This window comes from Litorilinea aerophila (genome assembly GCF_006569185.2).
GTDB classification, from domain to species: Bacteria; Chloroflexota; Anaerolineae; order Caldilineales; family Caldilineaceae; genus Litorilinea; species Litorilinea aerophila.
On the sequence record NZ_VIGC02000018.1, the window covers coordinates 46,321 to 59,031 of the forward strand.

At 65.1% G+C, this 12,711-nt stretch carries 10 protein-coding genes; 6 read left to right on the forward strand and 4 right to left on the reverse strand.

The window, feature by feature from the left end; translation table 11 throughout:
* Nucleotides 1-5: 5 nt before the first annotated feature.
* From FKZ61_RS14315 to FKZ61_RS14330, 4 genes are all read right to left on the reverse strand, one after another.
* Entirely contained in the window at nt 6-1,172 is a 1,167-nt protein-coding gene (locus FKZ61_RS14315) for a mandelate racemase/muconate lactonizing enzyme family protein (protein WP_141610810.1), read from the reverse strand.
* A 31-nt stretch (nt 1,173-1,203) separates the two neighbouring features.
* Nucleotides 1,204-1,986 (reverse strand): SDR family oxidoreductase, encoded by a 783-nt coding sequence (locus FKZ61_RS14320; RefSeq protein ID WP_141610811.1) that lies wholly within the window; start codon nt 1,984-1,986, stop codon nt 1,204-1,206.
* 196 nt (nt 1,987-2,182) lie between these two features.
* Nucleotides 2,183-2,752, reverse strand: coding sequence for a DNA-3-methyladenine glycosylase I (locus tag FKZ61_RS14325; protein ID WP_141610812.1), 570 nt, complete (start codon nt 2,750-2,752; stop codon nt 2,183-2,185).
* Nucleotides 2,753-2,823: 71 nt separating this feature from the next.
* The gene (locus tag FKZ61_RS14330; RefSeq protein ID WP_141610813.1) at nt 2,824-3,453 is read right to left on the reverse strand and encodes a hypothetical protein; all 630 of its coding nucleotides are present in this window, start codon (nt 3,451-3,453) and stop codon (nt 2,824-2,826) included.
* Between the two features lie 173 nt (nt 3,454-3,626).
* Between FKZ61_RS14330 and metG the strand changes: the two genes are divergently transcribed.
* From metG to FKZ61_RS14360, 6 genes are all read left to right on the forward strand, one after another.
* Nucleotides 3,627-5,393, forward strand: a complete 1,767-nt coding sequence (metG, locus tag FKZ61_RS14335; protein WP_141610814.1) for a methionine--tRNA ligase — start codon at nt 3,627-3,629, stop codon at nt 5,391-5,393.
* A gap of 103 nt (nt 5,394-5,496) precedes the next feature.
* Nucleotides 5,497-7,203: a glycosyltransferase family 39 protein gene (locus tag FKZ61_RS14340; RefSeq protein WP_141610815.1), complete on the forward strand. Its 1,707-nt coding sequence runs from the start codon at nt 5,497-5,499 to the stop codon at nt 7,201-7,203.
* A 100-nt stretch (nt 7,204-7,303) separates the two neighbouring features.
* Nucleotides 7,304-9,097 (forward strand): VanW family protein, encoded by a 1,794-nt coding sequence (locus tag FKZ61_RS14345; protein ID WP_141610816.1) that lies wholly within the window; start codon nt 7,304-7,306, stop codon nt 9,095-9,097.
* Nucleotides 9,098-9,233: 136 nt separating this feature from the next.
* A complete protein-coding gene (locus tag FKZ61_RS14350) occupies nt 9,234-10,049 on the forward strand; it encodes a hypothetical protein (protein WP_141610817.1) in 816 nt (271 codons plus the stop codon).
* Nucleotides 10,050-10,249: 200 nt separating this feature from the next.
* Nucleotides 10,250-10,855 (forward strand): hypothetical protein, encoded by a 606-nt coding sequence (locus FKZ61_RS14355; protein ID WP_141610818.1) that lies wholly within the window; start codon nt 10,250-10,252, stop codon nt 10,853-10,855.
* Nucleotides 10,856-10,988: 133 nt separating this feature from the next.
* On the forward strand, nt 10,989-12,680 hold the full coding sequence (locus FKZ61_RS14360) for a helicase HerA domain-containing protein (protein ID WP_141610819.1): 1,692 nt from the start codon (nt 10,989-10,991) through the stop codon (nt 12,678-12,680).
* Nucleotides 12,681-12,711: the final 31 nt, after the last annotated feature.

The following is a 12,711-nucleotide window of genomic DNA, read 5'->3' on the forward strand; positions in this document are numbered from 1 at the left end:
CCAGTTTACCGGTCTCCGGCGACCCGACGCTTGTGCCAATCCTCGGCGAAGAGGTTGAAATGGAGCTCCCGCTGGGGGTGGGCCCGGATCACATCTTCGTTGAGGGTGAGGCCCAGGCCTGGGCCACTGGGCAGGGCGAAATAGCCGTCCACCACCTCGGGCAGGCCGGTGGCAGCCTCTTTCACATAGGCCTCGGCAAAGTCGTTGAAATACTCCTGGATCTTGAAGTTGGTGGTACAGGCCGCCAGGTGGAGGGCAGCCGCCGTGGAGGCCGGGCCGCCCACGTTGTGGGGCGCGATGAGCATGTAGTAGGCGTTGGCCCAGGCGGCCAGCTTCTTGGTGTTGAGGATGCCGCCGTAGTGGGTGATGTCCACCTGGATGATGTCGGCCGCCTGCAACTCGAAGAGCTCCCGATACTCGAAGGGGGTGTGGATGCGCTCACCGGTGGCGATGGGAACCCCCAGGGGGGCGATGGCATCGGAGACCTTCTTGAGCGCGGCCAGATTTTCCGGCGGCACGGGCTCCTCGTACCAGCCCGGCTTGAAGCGCTCCAATTCCCGGGCAATGTCGATGGCCGTGGCCGGGTTGAAGCGGCCGTGCATCTCGATCAGGATGTCCACGTCCGGCCCCACCGCGTCCCGCACAGCCTCCACCAGCGCGATGGACTTGAACTTCTCCTCCTTTTCCAGCTCGTAGAAGCCGGCGCCGAAGGGATCGAACTTCAGGGCCCGGTAGCCTCGCTCCACCACGCGTTTGGCCGCGGCGTGGAACTCCTCTGGCGTCCGTTCCACCGTGTACCAGCCGTTGGCGTAGGCCTTGATCTTGTCCCGCACCGCGCCGCCCAGCAGACGATAGACGGGCTGGCCCAGGGCCTGGCCCACGATGTCCCAGCAGGCGATCTCGATCAGGGCGATGCCGCTCATCACGACTTCGCCCGCGCGGCCGAAGTCCTCCAGGTACATGCGGTGGACGATCTGCTCGATGTTGAAGGGATCATTGCCCAGCACATAGCGGGGCACCGCTTCCTTGAGGTAGCCCACCACGGCCTCGGTGCGGTTCAGCGCGCGCACGTCGGCCACGCCAACCAACCCCTCGTCCGTCTCCACTTTGACAAAGGTGATGTTGCGCCAGTCGGTGCCCATGGTCATGGGCGTGACACGGGTGATTTTCATGGAGCCTCCCTTTCCTCTGGGAACGAATCTTTTAGCCCTGCAACAGGGACTGGCCGCCGTCGATCCACATCTCGGTGCCGGTGATGTGGCTGGCGGCGTCGGAAGCCAGGAAAGCGATGAGCTGGGCCACCTGCTCCACCGTGCCCGGTGCGCCGTGGGTGAGGGGGATCTTGCCCTGGGGGAATTCTACCGGATAGCGGATCTTCTCCACGTTGCGCAGGTAGGTGTTGTCGCTGATCTCGGTCTTGATCCAGCCGGGGCAGATGCAGTTGACCCGCACCTTGTGGGGCGCCAGCTCCAGCGCCACCATCTTGGTGAAGGCCACCTGCGCGGCCTTGGAACAGGAGTAGGCCGTGGCCCCGGTGTTGCTGAACATGCGGGTGCCGTTGACCGAAGAGACGACCACCACCGAGCCGCCCTGCTTTTTCAGGTAGGGCAGGGCGTACTTCACCGTCAAAAAGGTGCCCTTGAGGTTGATGTCCAGGGTCTGATCCCATTCTTCCGGCGTGATCTCCTCCAGCGGTGCCCAGACGCCGTTGATGCCCGCGTTGGCTACCACGATGTCAATGCGGCCCCACCGCTCGCCCACCTGCTGCACGGCCGCTTCCATCTGATCCGGCTGGGAGACATCGGCGCGGACGGCCATGGCTTCACCGCCGGCGGCCTGGATTTCGTCCACCACTTCCTGCAACTGGGACGACGTGCGCCCCAGGGCAGCCACCCGGGCCCCCTCCTGGGCCAGCAACAGGGCCGCCCCCTTCCCGATACCCGAACCGGCCCCGGTCACCAGGGCCACCTGACCTGCAAATCGCATGGTTCGACTCCTCTATTTCCCTTGATTTTGTTTGATGGATCGCCTGCAGAAACCACAGATTCCACAGATAGGGCAGAATTTCGACGCTGGGTCGACAGGGAGTCGGCATCCAAGGATGCTCACTCCGCAAATGGGCAACGACTGCGCAGCACTGAATCTGTGTTCATCGGGGAAATCTGTGGTTTCTGCCGTGGGGTCATCTGTGGACCGAATCCCAGCGGAAGCAACTGACCACATGATCGTTGACCAGGCCACACGCCTGCATGAAGGCATAGCAGACCACCGGGCCCACAAAGGCAAAGCCGCGGGATTTGAGCGCCTGGCTCATGGCCCGGGATTGGGGCGTTTCGGCTGGCAATTCGTCCAGGCTACGCCAGTGGTTGATCACGGGCTGGCCGTCCACAAACTGCCAGATGTAGGCGTCGAAACTGCCGAAGTCCTCCTGGACGTCCAGAAATGCCCGGGCGTTCTGAATGAAGGCGCGGATTTTCAACCGGTTGCGCACGATGCCCGGGTTCTGGAGCAGCTGGGCGATCTTGGCTTCGTCATAGGACGCGATGCGGGCAGCGTCGAAGCCGTCGAAGGCGGCCCGGTAGTGCTCCCGCTTGTGGAGGATCGTTCGCCAGCTCAGGCCGGCCTGGGCCCCTTCCAGGCAGAGCATCTCAAACAGGCGCCGATCATCGTGGAGGGGCACCCCCCACTCCTGGTCGTGGTAGGCCTGCATCAGGGGGTCGTCCCCGGCCCATTCACAGCGCTGCAAGCTCATGGCCGAGTCTCCTCTGCAATTCTTCCATCGTGGCTGTACCTGTGGGCGGGTGGGCCAGGGCCAGGCCCGGCTTAGCGGGGGGGAACCTGGGGCGGTTGGGGCGCCAGCCCCATCTCCTGCAGCAAGCCCACCAGGCCGATGTTGGCGCTGAAGGCGATCAGCGCCGGCAGCAGCAGAAAGAGGGGCAGGGTCAGCGCCACGCTGGCCACGATCAACACCAGCTGGAAGAGCAGCAGTAAGAAGGTGTACAGCGGATGGCGCAGGGCCAGGATGGCTGCGTTGCGCCAGGCCAGCTTGATGCTGGGCTCGTCCTGTTGCCAGAAGAGGGGGAAGACATATTGGCCCACCATGAGGCTGACCACAAAGAGCCAAAACCAGAAGATGCCGAACATGCGCAGCCAGCCCTGGGTGTTCAGGTAGAACCAGCAGTTGAAAAGGAGGGCGGCCGGCACCACCAGGTTCAGCAGATAGAGGATCCAGCCCCGGCCGATGTGTTGACGGGCCGCTTCCCAGAAGAACGAATTGTCCACCCGCTTGTAGTTGGCGACCCGGTTGGCCACGTGGTGGAGGCCCATGGTGGCCGGCGCCGCCGGCAGGATCAGGATGGTCCCCAGCCACCACATGACGCTGAGGAAGACGCACAGGAAGAGCTCATCGTAGACCGCCTTCAAGGTACGCCCCATGATGACAAAAGCTTTCATCGATCGAATTCACCTGCTTCGTTTGTCCGCGTGGGCGGCATGGTTGATGAATGAAATTTAGTATACCATAGACCCTGTGGAAGCGGATGCCATGGCTTTGCCTTTGCCTACCAGAGCCGCTATAATGCCACCATCGGTCCATACCCGAATGAGAGAAACGAGGGGCACCGTACATGGCGAACGAAGCACGACACATTCTGGTTGGCGTGGCCTGGCCCTATGCAAACGGAGAAAAACACATCGGCCAGATCGCCGGCGCGTATCTGCCGCCGGATATCTTCGCCCGCTATCAGCGCATGGTGGGCAATCATGTGCTCATGGTGAGCGGCTCCGACACCCACGGCACGCCGGTCACCCTCAAGGCCGAACAGGAAGGAACCACGCCGGCCGCAGTCATCGATAAATACCATGCCCTCTTCATCGATGGCTGCCTGAAAATGGGGCTGACCTTTGACCTTTACACCCATACCGACACCCAAAACCACTGGAACGTCACCCACCAGATGTTCCTGCGCCATCTGGAGACGGGCTATCTCTACAAGGACGTGCAGAAGCAGTGGTATGACCCCCAGGCCCGGCGCTTCCTGGCCGACCGCTACGTGGAGGGCACCTGCCCCTTCTGCGGCTACCCCGACGCCCGGGGGGACCAGTGCGACAACTGCGGCCGCCTCTACGACGCCCTGGAACTGAAGAACGCCCGCTCCAAGATCACCGGCAATACCGAGCTGGAAGTCCGGGAGACCGAACACTTCTTCCTGGACATGGCCAAGATGGTGGATCCCCTGCTGGCCTGGATCAACCAGGACAAGGAGCACTGGCGGCCCAACGTCCTCAACTTCACCCGGGGGCAACTGGAACTGCGGGAACTGCGCGGCCGCCCCATCACCCGGGACATCGACTGGGGGGTGACCATCCCCCTGCCCGGCTATGAGGGCAAGCGCATCTACGTCTGGTACGACGCGGTCATCGGCTACCTGAGCGCGGCCATCGAATGGGCCAAACTCATGGGCGATGATGAATCCTGGCGCCGCTGGTGGGACGCGGATGTGAACCCCGCCGCCCGGATCTACAACTTCATCGGCAAGGACAACATTCCCTTCCACACCATCATCTGGCCCGGCATGCTCATCGGCTACAACGCCGGCGGCAGCAACCTCCACCTGCCCTACGACGTGCCGGCCAACGAATACCTGACCCTGGGCGGTGAGCAGTTCAGCACCAGCCGCGGCCGGGTCATCGGCTTCAACACCGTGCTGCGAAATTTCCAGCCCGACGCCTGGCGCTATGTGCTCACGGCCCTGGCACCAGAAACGTCGGACGTGGAGTTCACCTGGCAGGATTTCCTGGACCGGGTCAACAACGAGCTGGTGGCCAACTGGGGCAACCTGGTCAACCGGGTGCTGGGCTTTGCCTACCGCCGCTTTGAGGGCCAGGTGCCCGCCCCAGGCGACCTGGACGAGGTCGACCAGGCGTTCCTGGCCGAGATCCGGGCCGGCTTTGATTCGGTGGGCCAGCTCTACGACGCGGTCAAACTCAAGGCAGCCCTGACCGAGGTACGCCGGCTCAGCCAGCGGGTCAACCAGTACCTCAACGAAAAGGCCCCCTGGCAGGCCATCCGCACCGACCCCACCGCGGCAGCCACCAGCATCTACGTGGCCCTGCAGGCCATCGACTGGCTGAAGCTGCTGTGGGCCCCCATCCTGCCCCACAGCAGCGAACAGCTCCACACCATGTTGGGGTACGACCGCCCCCTCTTCGGGCGGCAGTACACCGAAACCGTGTCCGACGAACGAGGCAGCCACCTGGTCCTGCGCTACGATCACACCGGGGCCACCGGGCGCTGGGAGGCCACCACCCTGCCCGCGGGCCAACGCCTGGGCGAACCGGTCCCCCTCTTTGAAAAGCTGGAAGAGGCGGAGCTGGCCGAACGCCTGGCCTAGTAAATCCCGGCAGAAATTCGCCGATAGGTTCCACCAGAGGGAGTGCGCCCAGAGGGCACCCGGAATTTCTGCCGTGGTATTTACGCCAGACTGGACTAGGAAGATGGAGAGACAAGCCCTTTACGCTGCTCCCTCCGGGCGGCAAGCCCAGACCGCTCCCCATCCTACCCTGGCCAGCGTCGCGGCCGACGGGGCTGTGTTCGACGCCCTGTACATCCGTCGCCCCCGGCGCTGGCTGGCAGGGATTCTGCTGGCCTACCTGGTGGCCGCCTGTCTCTTCGCGACCAAGACGCCCCCCTGGCAGGCACCCGACGAGCCGGCCCACTACAACTACATCGCCCACATCGCCGCCGGCTATGGCTTGCCCCAGCTCCAGATGGGCGATTTCGACAAGGCGTACATGGACCGCCTGCTGCGCTCCCGTTTTGCGCCGGAGCTCTCCATCCAGAAGCTGCGCTACGAGTCCTACCAGCCGCCCCTTTACTACCTGCTGGCCACGCCCATCTTCTGGCTGACCGGCGGCGACCTGATTGCCCTGCGCCTCTTCGGCGTCTTCATCGGCATGGGAACCATCCTGCTGGTGTATCGCTGTCTGGCCCTGGTTTTCCCGGGCAAACACCTCCTCTCCGTGGGGGCGACGGCGTTTACCGCGCTCCTGCCCATGCATGTGGCCATGAGCGCCGCGGTCAACAACGACGGGCTGGCCGAGCTGTTGCTGATGGCCAGCATGCTGGTGCTGCTCACCTGGATGAAGGTGGAGTACCAGGCCCGGGAACCGGCGGCGTTGCAGGGACAGGAGCGCCGGCTGCTGTTGTTGGGCATCCTCCTGGGGATGGGGCTGTTGACCAAAATTTACGCCTACCTGTTCACGCCCATGGCCCTGGTGGTCATCGTCGCGGTGCTACGCCTCTGGCGCCGGGTGGGCCCAAAGCCCTCCTGGCGGGCTTTGCTCAAGCCCCTGGCCCAGGTCGCCGTGCCGGCTGTGGTGCTAGGCCTCCCCTTCTGGATCCGAAACCTGCTCCTCTACGGCTTCTGGGATGTGCTGGGCCTCCAGCGGCATGACCAGGTGGTGGTGGGGCAGGCCCGCACCGGCGAGTGGATCGCCTATCACGGCTGGGTGGCCTACGGGGAACGGGCCTTCGGCTTCACCTTCAAGAGCTTCTGGGGCGTCTTCGGCTGGATGGGCGTTTTCATGGACGACCGGGTGTATACCGCCCTGCTGCTCTTTTCGGGCGTGATCTTCATGGGGGTGTTGTGGGCCACGGTGCGCCTGATCTCCGGCGGGCCGGACACGGATATGGATCGCTTCCAGGTGGGCGTGCTGATCCTCTTCGGCCTCTTCCTGCTGGCGGTGGGGCTGGGCTACCTGGGCTACAACTTGAAATTTGTCCAGCATCAGGGACGCTACTTCTTCTGGGGCCTTTTGCCCATCAGCACGGTGGTGGCCCTGGGGTGGCGGGAGGTGCTCCAGCCCCTGCAGGGAGTGATTACCGGTTTCCTGGCTGCGGTGCTGGCCGGGGGGTTGGCCCTCATGGGCTACCTGAACGGCGACATAGACGGCTGGACCGTCCTCTCCATCAGCCTCATCGCCCTGGGGCTGTTGTTGCAGCCCCTCTTGCTGGCCGGCACCCATCGCCTGTTGGTCATCCGCTGGCTGCCCCAGTCCATCCAGGCCTGGTGGAACCGGCCGGCCGTGGCCACGGCCCTGGGGGCGCTGCGCTGTCTGGCCTGGTCCCTGCCGTTCCTCTTCCTGTGGGCACTGGATCTCCTGGCGCCTTACCTGTACATCGTCCCGCAGTTGAGTGGCTGACCCCGAAAGGCGTCAATGCGCCGATGGTTTCCACCGATGGCAGGACCGCAAATCTCTGCCGTGGCATGGACGCCAGACTGGACGAAAGAAGGACGACACCATGCAATCAACCCTGCGTCTGCCTCGTTCATCTCCCCGTCTGCGACGGACTCCCCTGGACTTTGTGGCCATCCTGGTGGGTCTGCTGGCGTTGACCCTTTGCAGCCTGGCCTTCTTTTGGCAGTTCTGGCATACCAACCGCATCTTCACCGGCGTCACCGTGGCCGGCGTGCCGGTGGGCGGGCTCACCCGTAGCGAGGCCCTGGGCCAGCTCCAGCGCAGCCTGAGCCGTTACCCCGTGCCGCCCATCAGCCTGGCCTACCAGAATCGACAGTGGCCGGTGACGGCCGAACAGGTGGGCGTCCGGGTCGATCTGCTGGCAGCCATCAACCAGGCCTATCTCCTGGGCCGACAGGGCAATCTGGCCGACCGCCTGGCGGACCAGTTCTTCCTGGCCTGGTGGGGCCATGAGGTGGCGCCTCCGCTACAGGTGGATGAAAACCGGCTGCGCCATCTGGTCGGCCAGGTGGCCACAGCGGTACAGGCCAGCCAGTCGGCCGCGGAAGGAGGCGCAGCTGCGATCACCGTGGACATTGATGCCACCGTGGCGACCCTGGTTCAGGCTCTCCACACCAACGCCACCGGCGCTCCTGTACAGGTCCCCCTTCGGGTTCAGGCCGTCGCGCCATCGGCGCCGGCACCCGCCCTCCCCGTACCCTCCGAGCCGGCCACGCCCACCCGGGGGCCACTCCTGCTGCGCAACCTGCAATTTGGCATCGACATGGCCCTGGACGCGGTCACCCTGGAGACGGTGGTGCAGTCCTGGGATCCGCTCCAGCTGGACGAGGGCGCACTGCGGATGCTTCTAGAGGGCTGGGCCCAGCAGATCAACCTGGCGCCCCGGGACGCGCGCCTGCGCTTTGACCGGGCCACCGGCACGGTGACGGTCCTGCAGCCCAGCCAGCCCGGCCGCCGCCTGGACGTGGACGCGACCCTGGCCTCCATCCGGACGGCGCTGGCCAGCGGCGCGGGCGAGGCGGTGCTGGCCGTTCAGCCGGTGGCCCCGGCGGTGGACATGAACCGCATCGCCGAAATGGGCATCCGGGAGCTGGTGGCCAGCGCCACCACCTACTTCGCCGGCAGCAGCGCAGCCCGGGTCCACAACATCGAGGTGGCGGCCGCCAAGTTCGACGGCGTGGTCATTCCGCCGGGCGGGATCTTCAGCTTCAACCAGCTGGTGGAAGATGTGAGCGCAGCCAACGGCTTCGAGGACTCCCTCATCATCTGGGGCGACCGGACGGCCGTGGGCGTGGGCGGCGGCGTCTGCCAGGTGAGCACCACCATCTTCCGGGCGGCCTACGCCGCGGGGCTCCCCATCGTTGAGCGCTACAACCACGGCTACGTGGTCTCCTGGTACGGCGAACCGGGCCTGGACGCCACCATCTTCACGCCCACCGTGGACCTGCGCTTCCGCAACGACACCGGCGCCTACCTCCTGATCGAGCCGGTGGTGGACAGCCAGGGCGGCACCATCACTTTCAACCTCTACGGCACCCGGCCCGACCGCCAGGTCATCGTCAGCAAACCGGTGATCAGCGACGTGATTGACCCGGGTCCCCCGGTGTACACGGTGGATGAGTCCCTGGCACCCGGCCAGAAGAAGCAGGTGGAGTGGCAACAACAGGGCATGACCGTCAAGGTGGAGCGCACCATCATCGAGAATGGTGTCAGCCGCACGGAAACTTTGACCAGCAAATACCAGCCCTGGCGGGCCGTCTACCTGGTGGGCCCCGGCACCGAAATCCCCGCCACGCCAACCCCTGCGCCCGAAGCGGCCGCGCCATCCACGCCATGACCCGCGATGGTGAACCAATTTCCCGCGTCTGGCGTTGATCTGGCGGGGACATTTCTTTCGTCCCCGCCGCGATCCCGCGGCCTGTTTTCTCCATGACTCTAGTGGAGTCCTTTATTCCATTTGGTAGGAGGATGTTATGCTGCGAAAGGTTCTGTTCAGTTTCCTCATTGCATCGCTGCTCTCAGTGCTCTTGATTTGGGGCGTGTGGGCCCAGGCGGGGACGCCCCAGGCCCAGCCCGCCGGTCCCCGCATTGAGCCCACCGCGGCCGTGGTCACCCAGACGGTGCCCCTGACCCTGACCGTCTACCTGCCCGGCCCCACCGGCACCCAGACCCTCACCTTGCCGGTCTTCCTGAACCTGGACATCCGCATCGGCCTGTCCAGCGAGATGACCGCCAGCGTGGTGACCACCACCAGCCTCACCGTGCCAGAGCCGACGACCGCGGTGACCCTGACGCCCACTACCGTCCCGGCTACGGCTACCCCGCTGCTGACGCCTACCACCGTCCCGGCTACCCCGCTGCCGCCGACGCCCACGCCCCCGGCCACGCCCACACCGGTGGCAGCCGCCTTGACGCCCACGCCGGCGCCTGTCACCGAGAGTGAGACGACCACCACCACGGTGGAAAGCGGGCCGCCCCTCTGCCCCGATCCTCGAGCGGTGATCACCTCGCCCACGGTGGGCCAGGTGCTGACGGGGACGGTGACCATTATGGGCACGGCTACCCACGAGAACTTCCAGTACTACAAGCTGGAATACGCGCCGGGCGCTGGCGCCACCGAGGGCTTCGCCTACCTGGCCGGCGCCGAGACCCAGGTCACCGACGGCGTGCTGGCGGAGGTGGACACCACCGAGCTGGACAACGGAGTCTACACCATCCAGCTGGTGGTGGTGGACCGCTCCGGGAACTTCCCGCCGCCCTGTGCCGTGACGGTGGAGATCGCCAACTGAGCCCATGGGCCGCCCAGCCGACACGGACCCTCCGTCAGGTTGGACAGCGCCAGAAATCCGAAGCGGGACGGCGTGCCGTCCCGCTTCGTCTATTTTTCAGATTTGCATTCGCACACAAGTTCTGGTTTGATTAAGGAACCACACCGTTCCTCAAAGAGAGAGCTGGAGGCACAGCTGCCAAAGCGGGGATCCTGCACACCATGACCATCACCATCGGCAAGATCGTCAAATCCAACACCCATGTGGACTACGTCTGCCAGATCTACGGGCCGGGCGAGAGCGATGTGCTGCCCCAGCCCGGTGACTACAGCTTCGGCACCTTCGTGTCCATCCGGCTGGAAGGACAGGCCGCGCCCGGCGAGCGGCTGGTGGGGGTGATCTACAACACCCTGCTCATGAACCCGGACTTCGGCAACCTGGGCCCCCGGCTGAGCCCCCGGCAGGAGCTGGAAGTCTTCACGCCCGACTACCTGGCCGAGACGGCCACCCTGGTGGGTATCATCGCCCTGGGCTGGATCGACAGCGGCGGACGGCCCTGGCAGGGGGTGCCCGCGGTGGCCGCCACCGTCAACACCCCGGTCCATCGCCTGGAGGACGACGAGCTCTGCCTCTTTCACCAGGGGGATCAGGGACGGCTCAACCTGCGCTATGTGCCCATGCTGCTGGGGCAGAACAGCCCGCTGGTGCCCCAGCTCCTCCTCCAGATCGTGGACCGGCTGGCCCGGCTCTTCCCCCAGGAGCGGAGCCGGCTGGCGGTCATGCGCAACAACCTGGCCTGGAAGAACATTGTCCAGCCTGCAGGATAACGGTCTGTTTTGGAAGGAAAACGACTGGGCTCATCGCCCAAATGGGTGCGAACTTGTTCGGTTCCCTGCGAAACCGGGGTGGGTAGCACACACTTGTGGTAGATGAGCCAACGACTGGAAGGTCTGCCAAGCCATGAATCAACCAGTGGCAATTGAACCCGTCTGCGTGGGAACGGTCAAAGGGCCCGGCGAAACGCCCCACGAATTCACCTTCATCGCGCCAGATCCAGACCGGCGGGTGAAGCACGGCGAATTCGTCTACTACCTGACCCAGGTGGACGGCCAGGAACGGCGCATCCTGGGGCGGGTGACGGGCCGGGAGTCGGTGCGTCTCTTTCCGGACAGCTTCATGGCCGACCCGTCCGTGCCGCCCGCCCAGATCGCAGCCCTCCTGGGCTACGACAGCGACGCCAGCGAGCTCTTCGAGATCACCGTGGCCGTGCTGGGCTACCACGACAGCCAGATGGGCGAGTTCATCAACCCTCGGGTGCCGCCGGCTGGCGGCTCGCCGGTCTACATCGCCGACGACGCCTGGCTGGCCCAGATCCTGAGCAAACGGCAGCGGGGGGAGATCGGCAGTGCCCACCTGGGCAGCCTCCTCAGCCGCGCGCCGGACGCCGTCCCTGTGGCGCTGGATGTGCGGGGCTTCACCAGCACCCACCTGGCCATCATCGCCAGCACCGGCAGCGGCAAAAGCTACCTGGCCGGCGTGCTGCTGGAAGAACTGATGATGCCCTACAACCGGGCCTCCGTCCTCATCGTCGACCCCCACGGGGAATACAACACCCTGCAGGAGATGCAGAACCTGCCCGCCTTTCGGGAGGGCAACTACAAGCCCCGGGTGCGCATCTTCCAGCCGGACGCCGTCCGGGTACGCATTGATACCCTCACCCTGCCGGACCTGCGCTACCTGCTGCCCAACCTGTCGGAGAAGATGCAATACCAACTGAGCCGGGCCTACCGCTTTGCCCAGCGCAGCTTCAAGGGAGGATACACCCTGGAGCAGCTCCTCTACGCGGTACGGCAGACCAGCGACAACAAAAAGGGCGAGGACGAGGCCGGTTTTGACGACGAGGACGATCCCACCACCGGCGGCCTGGTCTGGCGGCTCAACTCGGTGCTGGGCAACAGCCGCATCTTCAACGACTTCGAAAATCTGGAGCTGGATGAGCTCTGTGCGCCGGGCCTGTGCACGGTCATCCAGTTGAACGAGGTGGACCAGCGGGAACAGCAGGTCATCGTGGCCACATTGCTGCGCCGTATCTACCAGGCACGCATCGACACCACCAAAAAGAAGGTGGGCCGCGGGGACAAAAACTACATCCCATTCCCGGTTTTCTGCCTGCTGGAGGAGGCCCACCACTACGCGCCGGCCAGCGCGGACGCGGTGAGCACCGACGTGCTCAAACAGATCCTGAGCGAGGGGCGCAAGTTCGGCGTCAGCATCGGCCTCATCAGCCAGCGGCCGGGCAAGCTGGACAGCGACGTCCTCAGCCAATGCATGACCCAGTGCATCATGCGCATCACCAACCCCATCGACCAGAACCGCATCGCCGAGTCGGTGGAGAGCGTGGGGCGGGATCTGCTGCGGGAGCTGCCCAGCCTGAGCAAGGGGCAGGTGATCGTGAGCGGCGCCAGCGTCAATACGCCGGTGCTGCTGCGGGTGCGCCAGCGGCTGACCCGCCACGGCGGCGAAAGCATCGATGCGCCGGCCGAATGGCACGCCTGGTTCGAACGGGATGGCGCCGCTGCCCGGCAGGACACGGCCCTGCCCGCGGCCCGCCGCGTTCAGCGGGAAGAAGACGGCGACATCCTGTTCGCCTGAGCCCTGGCATCTTTACCCGTTGCAAAACCTG